The organism is Staphylococcus capitis subsp. capitis (assembly GCF_040739495.1).
GTDB classification, from domain to species: Bacteria; Bacillota; Bacilli; order Staphylococcales; family Staphylococcaceae; genus Staphylococcus; species Staphylococcus capitis.
Map to the genome: position 1 here is coordinate 1,145,266 of NZ_CP145263.1, position 18,349 is coordinate 1,163,614.

At 33.9% G+C, this 18,349-nt stretch carries 14 protein-coding genes and 1 other RNA gene; all 15 read left to right on the forward strand.

The genetic code is table 11. The annotated features are described in order from the left end of the window. Positions 1-10: 10 nt before the first annotated feature. The 15 genes from ruvA (at position 11) to V6C74_RS05875 (ending at position 18,257) form a co-directional block, all read left to right on the forward strand. Positions 11-613: a Holliday junction branch migration protein RuvA gene (gene ruvA, locus V6C74_RS05805; RefSeq protein ID WP_002453400.1), complete on the forward strand. Its 603-nt coding sequence runs from the start codon at positions 11-13 to the stop codon at positions 611-613. A 33-nt stretch (positions 614-646) separates the two neighbouring features. After that, positions 647-1,651, forward strand: a complete 1,005-nt coding sequence (ruvB, locus tag V6C74_RS05810) for a Holliday junction branch migration DNA helicase RuvB (protein ID WP_002453399.1) — start codon at positions 647-649, stop codon at positions 1,649-1,651. 1 nt (position 1,652) lies between these two features. Beyond that, positions 1,653-2,678 (forward strand): tRNA preQ1(34) S-adenosylmethionine ribosyltransferase-isomerase QueA, encoded by a 1,026-nt coding sequence (gene queA, locus V6C74_RS05815; RefSeq protein ID WP_002453398.1) that lies wholly within the window; start codon positions 1,653-1,655, stop codon positions 2,676-2,678. Positions 2,679-2,700: 22 nt separating this feature from the next. Further along, positions 2,701-3,840, forward strand: a complete 1,140-nt coding sequence (tgt, locus tag V6C74_RS05820; protein ID WP_002453397.1) for a tRNA guanosine(34) transglycosylase Tgt — start codon at positions 2,701-2,703, stop codon at positions 3,838-3,840. A gap of 15 nt (positions 3,841-3,855) precedes the next feature. Beyond that, on the forward strand, positions 3,856-4,119 hold the full coding sequence (yajC, locus tag V6C74_RS05825; protein WP_002436110.1) for a preprotein translocase subunit YajC: 264 nt from the start codon (positions 3,856-3,858) through the stop codon (positions 4,117-4,119). A 234-nt stretch (positions 4,120-4,353) separates the two neighbouring features. Next, complete coding sequence (gene secDF / locus V6C74_RS05830; RefSeq protein ID WP_016898214.1) at positions 4,354-6,639, forward strand: protein translocase subunit SecDF; 2,286 nt, start codon at positions 4,354-4,356, stop codon at positions 6,637-6,639. A 137-nt stretch (positions 6,640-6,776) separates the two neighbouring features. After that, positions 6,777-9,050 carry a single-stranded-DNA-specific exonuclease RecJ gene (gene recJ, locus V6C74_RS05835; protein WP_049389012.1) on the forward strand — a complete coding sequence of 758 codons (2,274 nt, stop codon included), beginning with the start codon at positions 6,777-6,779 and terminating at the stop codon, positions 9,048-9,050. Positions 9,051-9,068: 18 nt separating this feature from the next. Next, complete coding sequence (locus V6C74_RS05840; protein ID WP_002453394.1) at positions 9,069-9,587, forward strand: adenine phosphoribosyltransferase; 519 nt, start codon at positions 9,069-9,071, stop codon at positions 9,585-9,587. Positions 9,588-9,997: 410 nt separating this feature from the next. Then, positions 9,998-12,187, forward strand: a complete 2,190-nt coding sequence (locus V6C74_RS05845) for a bifunctional (p)ppGpp synthetase/guanosine-3',5'-bis(diphosphate) 3'-pyrophosphohydrolase (RefSeq protein ID WP_016898212.1) — start codon at positions 9,998-10,000, stop codon at positions 12,185-12,187. 13 nt (positions 12,188-12,200) lie between these two features. Beyond that, a complete protein-coding gene (gene dtd / locus V6C74_RS05850; RefSeq protein WP_002436106.1) occupies positions 12,201-12,653 on the forward strand; it encodes a D-aminoacyl-tRNA deacylase in 453 nt (150 codons plus the stop codon). Further along, on the forward strand, positions 12,650-13,525 hold the full coding sequence (locus V6C74_RS05855) for an N-acetylmuramoyl-L-alanine amidase (RefSeq protein ID WP_002453392.1): 876 nt from the start codon (positions 12,650-12,652) through the stop codon (positions 13,523-13,525). The genes dtd and V6C74_RS05855 overlap by 4 nt, the downstream gene beginning before the upstream one ends. Before the next feature lie 387 nt (positions 13,526-13,912). Beyond that, positions 13,913-15,175, forward strand: a complete 1,263-nt coding sequence (gene hisS, locus V6C74_RS05860) for a histidine--tRNA ligase (protein ID WP_002453391.1) — start codon at positions 13,913-13,915, stop codon at positions 15,173-15,175. A 15-nt stretch (positions 15,176-15,190) separates the two neighbouring features. Then, positions 15,191-16,957 (forward strand): aspartate--tRNA ligase, encoded by a 1,767-nt coding sequence (aspS, locus tag V6C74_RS05865; protein ID WP_002453390.1) that lies wholly within the window; start codon positions 15,191-15,193, stop codon positions 16,955-16,957. A gap of 225 nt (positions 16,958-17,182) precedes the next feature. Further along, a non-coding RNA gene (ssrS, locus tag V6C74_RS05870) (6S RNA) lies at positions 17,183-17,373 on the forward strand. Between the two features lie 110 nt (positions 17,374-17,483). After that, complete coding sequence (locus V6C74_RS05875) at positions 17,484-18,257, forward strand: ThiF family adenylyltransferase (protein WP_016898210.1); 774 nt, start codon at positions 17,484-17,486, stop codon at positions 18,255-18,257. Positions 18,258-18,349 lie beyond the last annotated feature (92 nt).

Below are 18,349 nucleotides of genomic sequence, written 5' to 3' on the forward strand. Positions count from 1 at the left end.
GAGTGCCAACATGTATGCTTATGTAAAAGGAACATTAACGCAATTATTTCCAACTCATGTAGTGGTTGAAACTTCAGGAATAGGTTATGAAATTCAAACACCTAATTCTTATCGTTTTCAAAAATATTTAAATCGAGATGTACAAATTTTCACTTCTTTGATTGTTAGAGAAGATGCACAATTGTTGTATGGATTCATTAGTGAAGAAGAGAAAGATATGTTTCATAGTTTAATTAAAGTCACGGGAATTGGTCCCAAGTCTGCTTTAGCCATTTTAGCAGCTAGTTCTCCAAATGGAGTGAAAAGAGCAATTGAAAATGAGAATGATGCTTATCTAACTCAGTTCCCTGGCATCGGTAAAAAAACGGCCAGACAAATCGTGTTAGATTTAAAAGGTAAAGTCACTATTACTGAGGAAGATTCAGAATCATTGCTTAAAGTCGATGTTAATAATGATGAACAAAGTCAAGTTGTTAAAGAAGCTATGTTAGCATTAGAAGCATTAGGATACTCAAAACGTGAACTTTCTAAGGTTGAAAAAGTGTTAAACAAGCAAAGTGTATCTAGTGTAGACGAAGCTGTAAAAGTAGGCTTACAAACGTTAGTTTCTTAATAAATAGAGTATGTATCTTATGGAGGCACGAATATGGATAAAAGAATGGTCGATCAACAATTTCATAATGAAGATTCAGATTTCGAATTATCATTGAGACCAACTAAACTCAAACAATATATTGGTCAAACCTCTATTAAAAGTAATTTAGAAGTGTTCATTAAAGCTGCTAAATTAAGAGAAGAACCACTCGATCATGTGCTTTTATTCGGGCCACCAGGATTAGGTAAAACAACACTTTCAAATATTATAGCTAATGAAATGGAAGTTAATATACGTACAATCTCAGGTCCTTCATTAGAAAGACCTGGAGATTTAGCTGCAATTCTATCAGGACTACAGCCAGGTGATGTGCTTTTCATAGATGAAATTCATAGATTAAGTAGTGCCGTTGAAGAGGTACTCTATCCAGCAATGGAGGATTTCTTTTTAGATATTATTATTGGTAAAGGTGACGAGGCACGTAGTATTAGAATAGATTTACCACCATTTACACTAGTCGGTGCTACAACCAGAGCAGGTAGTTTAACAGGACCGTTAAGAGATAGATTTGGGGTGCACTTGAGACTTGAGTATTATAACGAAAATGATCTCAAAGAAATAATTACTCGAACTGCAGATGTACTTGGTACTGGTATTGATGAAGAGAGTGCTTTAGAATTAGCTCGACGTTCTCGTGGTACACCAAGAGTAGCAAATCGTTTATTGAAACGTGTTAGAGACTTTCAGCAAGTCAATGAAGATGATCAAATTTATATTGAAACAACAAAAAGAGCATTACAATTACTTCAAGTTGATAAAGAAGGTTTAGATTATATAGATCATAAAATGATGAACTGTATTATCAATCAATATAATGGTGGCCCTGTTGGTTTAGATACAATTGCTGTATCTATAGGTGAAGAGCGCATTACTATTGAAGATGTTTATGAACCATTTTTAATACAAAAAGGCTTTTTAGAGCGAACACCACGTGGACGAAAAGCGACGCCTTTCGCTTACGTGCATTTTAATAATACGAATGAAAAGAGGGAGTAAGTTGAATATTGAAGAATTTGACTATCATTTGCCAGAATCTTTAATAGCTCAAACACCTTTAAAAAATAGAGACCAAAGTCGTTTGCTTGTGCTTCAAAGAGAGACTGGTAAAATGACTCACCTCCATTTTAAAGATGTCATTGATTATTTAAATCCTGGAGATACACTGGTTTTAAATGATACGCGAGTGATGCCCGCAAGACTATTTGGCTTAAAAGAGGAAACTGGCGCTAAAGTAGAAATGCTTATGCTTACTCAAATTGAGGGAAACGATTGGGAAGTATTGCTAAAACCTGCTAAAAGAATCAAGGTGGGTAATCGCTTATCATTTGGCGACGGAAAAATTGTTGCTGAATGTATTAAAGAATTAGAACAAGGTGGACGTATTATGCGTCTACACTATGATGGTATTTTACAAGAACGCCTTGATGAGCTTGGCGAGATGCCTTTACCTCCTTACATTAAAGAACGTCTTGATGATCCAGATAGGTATCAAACTGTATACGCTAAAGAAAGTGGTTCTGCTGCAGCTCCAACTGCAGGGTTACATTTTACGGATGATTTATTAAATCAAATTAAGCAAAAAGGGGTCAATATCGCTTTTATAACATTGCATGTAGGGTTAGGCACGTTCAGACCAGTTAGCGTTGATAACATTGATGATCACGAAATGCATAGCGAATATTATCAAATGACTCAAGAAACTGCTGATTTACTTAATCAAACAAAGGCCAAAGGTAAAAGAATAATTTCGGTGGGAACAACATCTACACGTACTTTAGAAACTATTAGAAGAGGCCACGAGCAATTTGTTGAAAAAAGTGGCTGGACGGATATATTTATTTATCCTGGATTTGAATATAAAGCAATTGATGGATTAATTACTAATTTCCATTTACCTAAATCTACATTAGTAATGCTAGTTTCAGCATTTAGTACTAGAGAAAATATTTTAAATGCATATCATAAAGCGGTAGAAATGGAGTACAGATTCTTCAGTTTTGGAGATGCAATGTTAATTATTTAAAGAAGAATGTGAGGTTTAAAGTATGCCTGCGGTAACTTATGAGCATATTAAAACATGTAAACAATCAGGGGCAAGATTATGTATTGTACATACACCACATGGTTCATTTGAGACACCGATGTTTATGCCTGTGGGAACAAAAGCTACAGTTAAAACGATGAGCCCTGAAGAACTTAAAGATATTGAAGCAAAAATCATTTTGGGCAACACATATCATTTGTGGCTACAACCTGGAAATGATATCATCAAGCAAGCTGGGGGCCTACATCAATTCATGAATTGGGATGGTCCGATTTTAACAGACTCTGGTGGATTTCAAGTTTTCAGTTTGAGTAATTTGCGTAAAATAACTGAAGAGGGCGTTGAATTTAGACATCATACTAATGGTTCTAAACTTTTCCTTAGCCCTGAAAAGTCTATGCAAATACAAAATGATTTAGGTTCAGATATCATGATGGCGTTTGATGAATGTCCGCCCATGCCATCTGAATACGATTATGTTAAAAACTCAATTGAAAGAACCACACGCTGGGCAGAAAGATGTTTAAAAGCGCATCAGCGTCCCGAAGAGCAAGCATTGTTCGGTATTATTCAAGGTGGAGAATACAAAGATTTACGTGAGCAAAGTGCGAAAGAGCTTGTTGACCTTGATTTTCCTGGCTATGCTATCGGAGGTCTGTCTGTGGGAGAACCGAAGCCAGTTATGTATGACATGGTTGAACATACCGAACAATTTATGCCTAAAGATAAACCTAGATATCTTATGGGGGTAGGCTCACCTGATGCATTAATAGAGTGTAGCATCAGAGGCATGGATATGTTTGATTGCGTGCTTCCTACTAGAATCGCTCGAAATGGTACATGTATGACTTCAAAAGGTCGTGTAGTTATCAAAAATGCAAAATATGCAGATGACCTTGGACCATTAGATGATAATTGTGACTGTTATACTTGTCGTAATTATTCAAGAGCATATATTAGACATTTAATCAAAGCGGAAGAAACTTTTGGTATCCGTCTTACTACTATTCATAATTTACATTTTCTGCTAAAATTAATGGAAGATATAAGACAAGCCATTCGAGAAGACCGTCTTTTAGACTTTAAAGATGCGTTCTTTGAACAGTATGGATTAAATGTAGAGAACCCTAAGAACTTTTAAAAGGAGAATTTAACAATGGGCCAATTCACATCATTGATTTTACCAATTTTATTATTGGTATTAATGTGGTTCTTTTTAATTAGACCACAACAAAAACGTGCTAAAGAGCATCGTGAAATGATTAGCCGTGTAGAATCAGGACAAAAGGTTACTACAATAGGCGGTATTAAAGGTACTGTTAAATCTGTTGATGAAACAACAGTAGTCATTACAGTTAATGGTCATGGTACGGAAATGACTTTCGAGAAACCAGCCATCAAACAAGTTGACCCTTCATAATATGAGGTCAGTTTTAATTAAAAGTGGGACTCTTTAAAAGGAGTTCCACTTTTTTTTATACAAATCATTATGTTAAATTTGTTTAAAAGTTATAAATTAAGCCAATAATTTCACTATTCAGTGTAGTATGTTAATATAGATAGGTCGTTAAAGTGAACGTAATATCATTTTAACTTGCATGATAAAATAATCATCAAGTATGCTAAATACATAAGTAAATAATGAGGTGTTCATGTGAAGAAAACTAGTAGATTAATTGCATTCATACTACTTGTGGCTCTTCTTTTTACAGGAATGGGACTTACATATAAGAATGTAGTTAAAAATGTTAATTTAGGACTTGATTTACAAGGTGGTTTCGAAGTACTTTATCAAGTTAATCCTTTAGATAAAGGAGAAAAGATAGACAAGAAAGCACTTCAAGCAACATCAAGAACACTCGAAAACCGAGTTAATGTTCTAGGTGTTTCAGAACCTAAAATTCAAATTGAAGATCCTAACCGTATACGTGTTCAATTAGCTGGTATTAAGGACCAAGCTCAAGCACGTAAATTGTTATCTACGCAAGCGAATTTAACAATTAGGGACGCTCAAGACCATGTTTTAATGTCTGGTTCAGATATCAAACAAGGTTCAGCCAAACAAGAATTTAAACAAGATCAACCAACAGTAACATTTAAGGTTAAAAGCAAAGAAAAATTCAAAAAGGTTACTGAAAAGATTTCAAAAAAACGTGACAATGTTATGGTTGTCTGGATGGACTATAAAAAGGGTGATAGTTACAAGAAAGAGGCTAAGAAGCAACAAGAAGGTAAAGACCCTAAATATGTTTCTGCCGCAAACGTAGATCAGCCAATTAATTCAGATAGCGTCGAAATTTCCGGTGGTTTCAATGGTAAAAAAGGTGTTAAAGAAGCTAAGCAAATCGCTGAATTACTAAATGCCGGTTCGTTACCTGTAGATCTTAAAGAAATTTATTCTAATTCAGTTGGCGCACAATTTGGTCAAGATGCTCTAGATAAAACAATATTCGCTTCATTTATAGGTGTAGGAATAATTTATCTATTTATGCTAGGCTTCTACAGATTACCAGGTTTAGTAGCAATTATTGCATTGACTACTTACATTTACCTAACATTAGTTGCATTTAACTTTATTTCTGGTGTGTTAACATTACCTGGACTTGCCGCACTTGTGCTTGGTGTAGGTATGGCTGTTGATGCTAACATTATTATGTATGAGCGGATTAAAGATGAACTAAGAATAGGTCGAACGCTCAAGCAGGCATATTCTAAAGCAAACAAAAGTTCATTCCTAACGATCTTTGACTCAAACTTAACAACTGTTATTGCTGCAGCTGTGCTGTTCTTCTTCGGTGAGAGCTCAGTTAAAGGTTTCGCAACGATGTTACTATTAGGTATTTTAATGATATTCGTTACAGCTGTCTTCTTGTCACGTGGACTATTATCATTATTAGTATCATCTAACTTCTTTAAGAAAAAATATTGGTTATTTGGAGTTAAGAAGAAAGATCGCCATGACATTAATGAGGGTAAAGATGTTCATGACCTTAAAACATCATTTGAAAAGTGGAATTTCGTTAAGTTAGCAAAACCGCTTATTGCGTTAAGTATTTTAATCGTCATAGTTGGTTTATTTATTTTATCAATCTTTAAACTTAATTTAGGTATTGATTTCTCTTCTGGTACAAGAGCAGATATTGAGACGAATCAATCACTCACTCAAGGTAAAGTCGAAAAAGCTGTTAAAGATGTCGGCTTATCGCCAGATCAAGTTCAAATTAATGGCAGCGGTCATAAAAATGCTACTGTACAATTCAAGAAAAATTTATCAAGAGCAGAAGATAATAAGCTAAGTGATAAAATTAAATCAGAGTTTGGTGATACACCACAAATTAACTCAGTATCACCATTAATCGGTCAAGAACTCGCTAAAAATGCTATGACAGCGTTAATCCTAGCTTCAATAGGTATTATTATTTATGTATCACTTCGATTTGAATGGCGAATGGGCTTATCTGCAGTACTTGCGTTATTACATGACATATTTATAATCGTAGCAGTATTTAGTTTATTTAGATTAGAAGTTGACTTAACATTTATCGCAGCTGTATTAACAATTGTAGGTTATTCTATTAATGATACAATTGTTACTTTCGATCGTGTTCGAGAAAACTTGCATAAAGTTAAGGTGGTTACGTCACCTGAGCAAATTGACGATATTGTTAATAGATCAATTAGACAAACAATGACACGTTCAATTAATACGGTCTTAACGGTTGTAGTTGTAGTTGTTGCTATACTCATCTTTGGTGCACCAACTATATTTAACTTCTCATTAGCGTTATTAATTGGTTTAATCTCAGGAGTGTTCTCATCTGTATTTATCGCCGTACCGCTTTGGGGTATCATGAAAAAACGTCAATTGAAGAAATCTCCAAACAATAAATTAACGGTTTATAAAGAGAAAAAATCAAATGATGAAAAAATCTTAGTTTAATCTATTAGTTAACTGTCAATTAAGTATTTAATACTTGATTGACAGTTTTTGTTGAAATTATTTAATCCTTAACGGGTTGTACTTTTTATTTTAAATAAAGTTCGGTATAATGACTTTTGGAAATGAGGACGATTGTTATGATTAAATCAAGATATCATTGGGATTTAGCCCAGCCAACTGAATACATAACAGATGATCTTGCTAAGAAACTTAATCTTTCACCTATTGTAAAAAAAGTTTTGGAAAGCAAGAATCTAGTTCAAGAAAATAATATTTTAGATGTATTAGAAGATAAAGTACTTGACCATGACCCTTGGTTATTAAGTGATATGCAAAAAGCAATTGATCGCATAAATTTAGCTATTGATAAAAATGAACGTATTTTAGTCTATGGCGATTATGATGCTGATGGTGTCACTTCAACAACTATTCTTGTTAATACATTACAGCAATTGGGTGCTCAAGTAGGATGGTATATTCCTAATCGGTTTTCTGAAGGTTATGGACCTAATGAACTTGCCTTTCGTAATGCATATGATGAGGGGATCTCACTAATCATTACAGTGGATAATGGAATACAAGGTCATGATGAAATTAAAATGGTTCAAGACCTCGGTGTGGATGTCATTGTGACAGATCATCATGAGATTGGACGTACTTTACCAGAGGCATTAGCCATTGTACATCCTATGCACCCGGATTTTGACTATCCGTTTAAATATCTTTGTGGTGCTGGTGTTGCATATAAGTTATCGCAAGCTTTATTAAGTCATCCACCTCAACAATTTATAGCATTAGCAGCTATAGGAACGATTGCAGATTTAGTGTCTTTAACAGATGAAAATCGTTCAATAGTTAAAAGAGGATTGAAAATATTAAATGATCAGACACCCGTTTCTATCAATGCTATATTGAAACAAGCAGGTTATAATGATCAAATCAACGAAGAAACAATTGGGTTTATCATTGGACCTCGACTCAATGTGGTAGGTAGATTAGAAGATGCATCACTAGCTGCTGAATTATTAATGGTAGATGAGTTTGAGGAAGCAGAATTTTTAGCTGAACAAGTGGAGCATTTCAATCAAGAAAGAAAAGATATTGTAGCAGAAATTACTGAAGAGGCGCTTTCATTAGCTGAGGAACAAGTTCAACAAGGAAACTTATTTTTATTATTAGCTAAAGAGAATTGGCATGAAGGAGTACTCGGTATTGTAGCATCTAAGATTGTTGAAACTTATGCTCTGCCAACTCTAGTCTTGAATATTGATTTGGAGCAAAATCATGCTAAAGGCTCTGCTCGTTCGATAGAACAAGTGTCAATGTTTGAAATTTTGAATGCTCATCAAGATTTAATTACTAAATTTGGTGGTCATCATATGGCTGCTGGTATGACTATGGATATAGAAAATATTGATGAACTACGAAAAGGTCTTAACGAGTGGATGAAGCAACTTTCAGAATCAACATCTTTAGCACCACGTAAACATGTAGATGTACTGCTCAATGAGAGTGAAATTACTGTTAAAAATATCCAAGATATACAAAAATTGCGTCCTTTTGGTACAGACTTTAATAGTCCTATATTTGAAGTTAATGATTTAAATGTTAAATCGATTAAAGCTATAGGCCAAGAAGGTAAACATTTAAAAGTGGCACTTGGGGAGAATCAATTAGCGGCACTTTACTGGAGTTATGGACATCTTGCTAAAGAAATCGAAATGGGGCAACCACTTAATTTAATAGGTAACCTTCAAATCAATGAATGGAATGGAAATCAATCACCCCAATTAATTATTCAAGATATTGCTACAGAAACAATACAAATCTTAGATTATCGAAGCAAACGTAAGCATCTTCAATTCACTGAAAATAATTCTAATACAGCATATGTGATTCATCCTAAAAAGGATAAAACCAATGAGCATCATTATTATTATGGTGAAACTATAGAATCACAATATGATAAAGTAGTTCTCAGAGATTTACCTACAACAATGAATGAAATTGAAGAAACGCTTAAACAATTACAATTTTCCCAGCTTTATCTTGTTTTGCAACATGATCAATCAATTTATTTTGAAGGTATGCCAAGCAAAGCATTGTTTAAAGAATGTTTTAAAGCTTTAATTAACAAACAAGAAACAAATTTAGCTAAAGAGGGTATGATGTTGTGTGAGTTTTTAAAAGTTAAGCCAGAAATATTAAAGTTTATGCTTAAAGTTTTTAATGAGCTTAATTTTATTTACAACGAGGATGGTCTTATTAAAATAAATTCACACTCTAGTAAAAAAGATATCGAGACGAGTCGTCTTTACCAATTAAGACAATCTCGAATAGAAGTAGAAAAAAGATTACTGTACGATGACTTTTCAAATATTAAGAATTGGATAATGTCTCAATTGAGTTAAAATTTAGGAGGAAATTTAATGGATTTAAAACAATATGTCTCAGAAGTTCAAGATTGGCCAAAACCGGGAGTAAGTTTTAAAGATATAACTACAATTATGGATAATGGTAAAGCATATGGATACGCGACTGATCAAATCGTGGAGTATGCGAGAGAAAGAGATGTTGATGTTGTAGTAGGGCCAGAAGCTAGAGGATTTATTATTGGTTGTCCAGTGGCATACTCTATGGGGATTGGATTTGCTCCTGTGCGTAAAGAAGGTAAATTACCTAGAGAGGTTATTCGTTACGAATATAGTTTAGAGTACGGTACAAACATTTTAACTATGCACAAAGATGCGATTAAACCAGGTCAACGTGTGTTGATTACAGACGATTTACTCGCTACGGGTGGTACAATTGAAGCGGCAATTAAACTTGTAGAGAAATTAGGTGGCATCGTTGTAGGTATTGCATTTATTATCGAATTAAAATATCTACATGGTATTGAAAAGATAAAAGATTATGATGTCATGAGTCTTATTTCATATGATGAATAACTAAAGTTATGTTCAAAGCTATATCTTGTATTATTTAAATTTTAATACAGGATATAGCTTTTTTATATTTGCAAAAGTAACCTTATTTTAGCGAAATTTAATAAATAGATTGTAAGCTTTAAAGTCTACCCACGTTTATTTATTTAAAAAATTGTAGTATCATAGAACTATTATTTAAATTAAAGTGAACTACCTTATTTAAGTTAGGGTAAAAGTTATAGTAAAGTGGAAGTAAGTATTACTTATTGTATGGATAAGGGCATAGATTTAATATAATCAGAATTTTACAAATATATTATATTTTAATTTTCAAAATCAAAAACCTATAAAAGCAAATAAATTAACTCGTTTATTTAGCGTTTAAATACTAAGGTATGTAATAGTAATAAATTTGAGTGGGGTGTCATAATTTGAACAACGAATATCCATATAGTGCGGATGAGGTTCTTCATAAAGCTAAATCATATTTATCGGCAAGTGAATATGAATATGTACTTAAGAGTTATCATATCGCTTATGAAGCCCATCAGGGTCAGTTTAGAAAAAATGGCTTACCTTATATCATGCATCCTATTCAAGTTGCAGGTATATTAACTGAGATGAGACTCGATGGGCCTACAATCGTAGCCGGCTTTCTACATGATGTCATAGAAGACACGCCTTATACATTTGAAGATGTTAAAGATATGTTCAATGAAGAGGTTGCTCGTATTGTAGATGGTGTAACAAAACTTAAAAAAGTTAAATATCGCTCTAAAGAAGAGCAACAAGCTGAAAACCATAGAAAACTATTTATAGCCATCGCTAAAGATGTTCGAGTTATTTTAGTGAAGTTAGCAGACCGTCTGCATAATATGAGAACATTGAAAGCAATGCCTAGAGAGAAGCAAGTCAGAATTTCAAAGGAAACTTTGGAGATATATGCTCCACTTACGCATCGTTTAGGTATTAACACAATCAAATGGGAATTAGAAGATACAGCTTTAAGATATATTGATAGCGTCCAATACTTCCGTATTGTAAATCTAATGAAGAAAAAACGTAGTGAACGTGAAGCATATATAGATAATGCGATAAACAAAATTGAAGCAGAAATGGAAAAAATGAACCTTTCTGGTGAGATTAATGGTAGACCTAAACATATTTATAGTATTTACCGTAAAATGATGAAACAGAAAAAACAATTTGATCAAATTTTTGATTTATTAGCAATACGTATCATTGTTAATTCAATTAATGATTGTTACGCCATTTTAGGTCTTGTTCATACATTATGGAAACCTATGCCGGGTAGGTTTAAAGATTATATAGCTATGCCAAAACAAAATATGTATCAATCTCTTCATACTACAGTTGTAGGTCCTAATGGTGATCCACTCGAGATACAAATTAGAACATATGAAATGCATGAAATTGCCGAACACGGTGTAGCGGCTCACTGGGCTTATAAAGAGGGAAAAACGGTTAATGAGAAAACTCAAGATTTCCAAAACAAACTTAATTGGTTAAAAGAACTAGCTGAAACAGATCGTACCTCCACTGATGCTCAAGAATTTATGGAGTCTTTAAAATACGATTTACAAAGCGACAAAGTTTATGCGTTTACACCTGCGAGTGACGTTATTGAATTGCCATATGGAGCAGTGCCTATTGATTTCGCTTATGCCATACATAGTGAAGTAGGTAATAAAATGATCGGTGCAAAAGTAAATGGCAAAATTGTACCTATTGATTATGTACTACAAACAGGTGATATCATTGAAATACGTACCAGTAAACACTCATATGGACCGAGTCGTGATTGGTTGAAAATCGTAAAATCTTCAAGTGCGAAAAGTAAAATTAAAAGTTTCTTTAAAAAACAAGACCGCTCCTCAAATATTGAAAAAGGTAAATTTATGGTTGAAGCAGAAATTAAGGAACAGGGATTCCGTGTTGAAGATGTTTTAACCGAAAAGAATTTAGAGGTTGTAAATGATAAGTATCATTTTGCAAACGACGAGGATTTATTTGCGGCTGTAGGATTTGGTGGCGTAACTTCCGTACAAATTGTTAATAAACTAACTGAAAAACAACGAATATTAGATAAACAGAAAGCTTTAAATGAAGCCCAAGAAGTTACAAAATCAGTTCCTATTAAAGAAGATATTATTACTGACAGTGGTGTATATGTTGAAGGATTAGAAAACGTCCTTATCAAACTGTCAAAATGTTGTAATCCTATACCTGGTGATGATATTGTAGGATATATCACCAAAGGTCACGGTATAAAAGTTCACCGTACAGATTGTCCAAATATAAAAAACGAGACAGACCGGTTGATTTCTGTAGAGTGGGTTAAATCTAAAGATTCAACTCAACGTTATCAAGTTGATTTAGAAGTGACAGCATACGATAGAAATGGTTTACTTAATGAAGTGCTACAAGCTGTTAATTCGACAGCAGGTAGTTTAATTAAAGTTTCAGGTCGTTCTGATGTAGACAAAAATGCTGTGATAAATATTAGCGTGATGGTGAAAAATGTTAACGATGTTTATCGCGTCGTTGAAAAGATAAAACAACTAGGTGACGTATATACAGTATCGAGAGTTTGGAACTAGAGGTGCAAAAGAAATGAAGATAATTGTACAAAGAGTTAAACATGCAAGAGTAATAAATGATTCTATCGATAATGAAATCGAGAGAGGATTTTGTTTACTAGTAGGTGTAGGCAAAGATTCTACTGAAGAAGATATCAAAATCGTTGCCAAAAAAATTGCTAACGCTCGATTATTTGAAGATGAAAATGACAAATTAAACCTTAATATTCAACAAGTTGATGGACAAATCTTATCTGTATCTCAATTCACACTTTATGCAGATGTTAAGAAAGGTAATCGTCCTGGATTTTCAAATTCAAAAAGCCCTGAAGAAGCGAAACAACTTTATGAAAGATTTAATGAGGAATTAGAATCATACGGTTTAACTGTTAAAACAGGCGAATTTGGTACACACATGAATGTTGAAATTAACAACGATGGTCCTGTTACTATAATCTATGAATCACAGGATGGAAAAATTCTATGAACAAAATAGATGCTTGGTTAACACGACATGGCCTAAAAAATTGGCTTACACTTGTAGTAGTCATAGCATTCATTCTATTTATTATTTTGTTATTTATGTTTCTCAATCAAGGTGATGAGGATACTGGTCAGATTACAATCACTGAAAATGCTGAATTAAGAACAGGTCCTAATGCAGCCTATCCTATCATTTACAAAATTGAAAAAGGTGATAGCTTTAAGAAAGTAGATAAACAAGGTAAATGGATAGAAGTCCAAAATCGGGCTGGAACAGAAAAAGGCTGGGTTGCCGGTTGGCATACTAACTTAAATATACATGCTGACAACTCTAAAGCTTCTAATCCTCTTAAAGGTAAAACAATTGTACTTGATCCTGGTCATGGTGGTAGTGACCAGGGTGCATCAAGTAACACCCCCTCTAAAAGTTTAGAAAAGAATTACACTTTGAAAACTGCTAAAGAACTTAAAATATTACTTGAAAAAGAAGGTGCCAAAGTCAAAATGACTCGCACCACAGATAAATATGTGTCTTTAGATGATAGAAATATTAAAGGCGACGCATTTATCAGTATACATAATGACTCTTTAGATTCCTCTAATGCTAACGGTGCAACCGTTTATTGGTTACAAGATAATCAAGAATCGCTCGCTCAAACATTAAATTCTAATATCCAGAAAAAAGCCTTGCTTACTAATAGAGGTGCGCGACAACAGAATTATCAAGTACTCCGACAAACTGATGTGCCAGCTGTATTGTTAGAACTTGGATATATTAGTAATCCAACCGATGAAAATATGATTAAAGACCAACTACATCGTCATGTCGTAGAGCAAGCAGTAGTTGATGGTCTTAAACAATATTTCTCATCATAGAACTTGCAAATTAAAATAAAACTCGTTATCATAATTAATGAACTTTATAAATAAAACCATTATTATTCTTGGAAGATTAAACGAAAAAGGTAGCAAAGTATTGCGCAGAAATACAATCCTAGGCTGTAAGATTGTACTGAGTAGTTTAATTCTTGAACACAAGAAGAGGTACTTTAGGAAACTAATGTCGGCTTACGCACGTTAAGCGTATTGAGTGGGTCAAGCTCTTATTAAGAGACTGATCAATTAGGGTGGCAACACGGTTATTACGTCCCTTGTATAGTTTTAAACTATACAAGGGACTTTTTATTTTCTTAATTGGGGATAATCATCACCTTAGTCGTCATGATGACCTATTCTGAAACTAACGACAAAGGAGACAATGATATGATAAAGATTCCAAGAGGCACGCAAGATATCTTACCTGAAGATTCAATCAAATGGCGCCACATTGAGAATAAATTAGATGAACTCATGGAATTATATAATTATAAAGAAATTCGCACACCTATATTTGAAAGTACTGAACTATTCGCAAGAGGTGTTGGCGATTCTACCGATGTAGTTCAAAAAGAGATGTATACCTTTAAAGACAAAGGAGATCGTAGTTTAACTTTACGACCTGAAGGTACTGCAGCGGTTGTTCGTTCTTATATAGAACATAAAATGCAAGGTAATCCTAATCAACCTGTTAAATTATATTATAACGGTCCTATGTTCAGATATGAACGTAAACAAAAAGGACGTTATCGTCAATTTAATCAATTTGGTGTAGAGGCGATTGGTGCTGAAAATCCGAGTATAGATGCTGAAGTTTTAGCTATGGTAATGCACATTTACGAATCTTTTGGTTTAAAACATCTTAAACTCGTTATTAATAGTATCGGTGATAGTGAATCACGAAAAGAATATAACGAAGCGCTTGTTAACCATTTTGAACCTGTTATTGATACGTTTTGTTCAGACTGCCAATCTCGTTTGCACACAAATCCGATGCGTATTTTAGATTGTAAAATTGACAGAGACAAAGAAGCAATCAAAACCGCACCTCGTATAACAGATTATCTTAATGATGATTCTAAAGCATACTATGAACAAGTAAAACATCATTTAGATGACTTAAATATTCCTTATGTAGAAGACCCAAATCTAGTAAGAGGTCTGGATTATTATACCCACACAGCATTTGAACTTATGATGGATAATCCAAACTATGATGGAGCTATCACTACATTATGCGGTGGCGGTCGTTATAATGGTTTACTACAGTTATTAGATGGACCAAGTGAAACAGGTATTGGATTTGCTTTAAGTATTGAAAGACTCTTACTTGCACTAGAAGAAGAAGGTATTGAGTTAGATATTGAAGAAAAGTTTGATTTATTTATCGTAACGATGGGTGAGGAAGCTGATCGTTATGCAGTGAAGCTTTTAAATGACTTACGAAAAAATGATGTGAAAGCTGATAAAGATTATCTCAATAGAAAAATTAAAGGACAAATGAAACAAGCCGATAGATTAAATGCAAAATATACAATTGTTATTGGCGATCAAGAACTTGAGAATAATTCCATTGCAATTAAAAATATGACTACAGGCGAGTCAGAAAATATACAACTTGATCAGTTAATTAATTATTTTAAAAAGTAGAAAGGGAGTATAACTTTGAGTAAGAGAACAACATATTGTGGTTTAGTCACAGAAGATTTATTAGATGAAAAGGTAACTTTAAAAGGATGGGTACACAATCGCCGTGATCTCGGAGGATTAATTTTTGTAGATTTAAGAGATCGTGAAGGTATTGTTCAAATCGTTTTCAATCCGGACTTTTCAGAAGAGGCCTTAAAAGTAGCTGAAACAGTACGTTCTGAGTATGTTGTAGAAGTACAAGGTGTTGTTACTAAACGTGACCCAGAAACAATTAATCCTAAAATTAAAACAGGGCAAGTAGAAGTTCAAGTTTCAAATATAGAGATTATTAATAAGTCAGAAACGCCTCCGTTTGCAATTAACGAAGAAAACGTCAATGTAGACGAGAACATCCGCTTAAAATATAGATATTTAGATTTACGTAGACAAGAATTAGCTCAAACTTTCAAAATGAGACATCAAACAACACGTTCAATTCGTCAATATTTAGATGATAATGGCTTCTTCGATATAGAAACGCCAGTATTAACTAAATCTACACCAGAAGGTGCTCGTGACTATTTAGTACCTTCACGTGTTCATGAAGGTGAATTTTACGCTTTACCTCAATCACCTCAGCTGTTTAAACAATTATTAATGATAAGTGGTTTTGATAAATATTATCAAATCGTTAAGTGTTTCCGTGATGAAGATTTACGTGCAGACCGTCAACCTGAGTTTACGCAAGTAGATATTGAAATGAGTTTTGTTGATCAAGAAGATGTTATTTCAATGGGCGAAGAGATGTTACGTAAAGTTGTTAAAGATGTTAAAGGTATCGATGTAGAGGAATCGTTCCCACGTATGACATACGCTGAAGCTATGGACCGATATGGTTCAGATAAACCTGATACACGCTTTGATATGGAACTCATTAATGTATCTCAATTAGGTAAAGACATGGATTTCAAAGTCTTTAAAGATACTGTTGAAAATGAAGGCGAAATTAAAGCAATTGTTGCTGAAGGTGCTGCGGATCAATATACACGTAAAGATATGGATTCATTAACTGAATTTGTAAATATTTACGGTGCTAAAGGATTAGCTTGGGTTAAAGTAGTCGAAGATGGCTTAAGTGGCCCAATCGCTAGATTCTTTGAAGATGCTAATGTAGGAACATTAAAAACATTGACTGGAGCTAAACCTGGTGATTTAGTTATGTTTGTAGCCGATAAACCTAGTGTGGTTGCTCAAAGTTTAGGAGCGTTACGTATTAAATTGGCCAAAGAATTAGGATTAATCGACGAGTCTAAATTAAACTTCTTATGGGTAACTGATTGGCCATTACTCGAATATGATGAAGATGCTAAACGTTATGTTGCTGCACATCATCCATTCACATCTCCTAAACAAGAAGATATTTCGAAACTAGATTCTGAACCTGAAAATGTTCAAGCAAACGCATACGATATCGTATTAAATGGTTATGAGCTTGGTGGGGGATCAATAAGAATACATGATGGTGAATTACAACAAAAAATGTTCGAAGTTTTAGGATTCTCTACTGAACAAGCACAAGAACAATTCGGCTTCTTACTTGATGCATTTAAATACGGTGCACCACCACACGGCGGTATAGCATTAGGATTAGACAGACTAGTGATGTTACTCACTAACAGAACAAACCTAAGAGATACAATCGCATTCCCTAAAACAGCATCAGCAACATGCCTATTAACAGACGCACCAGGAGAAGTATCAGACAAACAACTAGAAGAACTCTCACTACGAATCAGACACTAGGGGCCCCAACATAGAGAATTTCAAAAAGAAATTCTACGAGCAATGCAAGTTGGGGTTAGGCTCCCGACATAAAGGATTTCGATAAGAAATCCCTCGGGCAATGTGGACCTAGATGAAAACTCAATACCGCTTACTAAAGTTAAAAATTTAGACATAAAAAAGTTGTTACTTTGAGTTTAAAAATTTCTTTAAATTCGAATTTGTGGTAAGATTATTTCATAAGATAGTCATCTGTGGTGTACGTAAGTTTGCTTTTTATTTGGGCCTAACACTCTTTGATCAGGGAGCCCAATAGGTTTTCTCGCAGCGCACACGCCTCGATAGGAGGACTTGCAAAACGAGAAACAGGGCACCCACCTGTATATAGCAGGCCGAATGATCAAGCTATTTACAACTACGGCACCTACGGACTCTATCGATACGCAAGACTTCGGTCTTGCGTATTTTTATGTGAATTTTTACAATAATGAATATACATATATAAATGAAAAGCTAATTAAGGTTTAGTTTGATAAAGGAGTACAGAATGAAACATCAATTTTCCAGAAATGAATTGGCAATTGGTCAAGAAGGCTTAGATTTATTAAAAAATAAAACTGTAGCAGTTCTTGGTATCGGAGGAGTCGGATCTTTCGCTGCAGAAGCACTTGCTAGAACAAATATTGGTCATATTATACTTATTGACAAAGATGATGTTGATATTACAAACGTTAATAGACAAATTCATGCATTAACATCTACGATAGGTCAAAGTAAGGTCACGCTTATGGAAGAGCGAATTAAATTGATTAATCCAGATTGTAAAGTAACGTCGCTTCATATGTTTTATACAGAAGAGACATATGAACAAATTTTTAATAATTATCATATAGACTACTTTATTGATGCGAGTGATACCATTATTTATAAAGTACACCTTATGAAAGAATGTCTAGAGCGTGGAATTGATATGATTTCAAGTATGGGTGCAGCAAATAAAACGGATCCTACACGTTTTGAAATTGCAGATATTTCTAAAACGCATACAGATCCAATGGCCAAGGTGATTAGAAATAGATTAAAAAGACAAGGCATTAGAAAAGGAGTCAAAGTCGTATTCTCTGATGAAAGTCCAATTGTGATTCGTGGAGATGTAAAAGAAACTGTTGGCGATAAAAATGCGATTAATCGTAAAGGTCAAATGCCACCTTCATCTAACGCCTTTGTACCAAGTGTGGTAGGACTCATATGTGCAAGCTATGTTATTAATGATATTTTAAAAGATATTCCAGTTAGACGTATTAAAGATAAAGGTCAGTAACCTCAAAAAAGTTAGCTTATATTCCATAGGATAGAGTGAACAGAAGTTGCATATAACTACTATTCGACTATCTTATTATTGGAATATAGCTA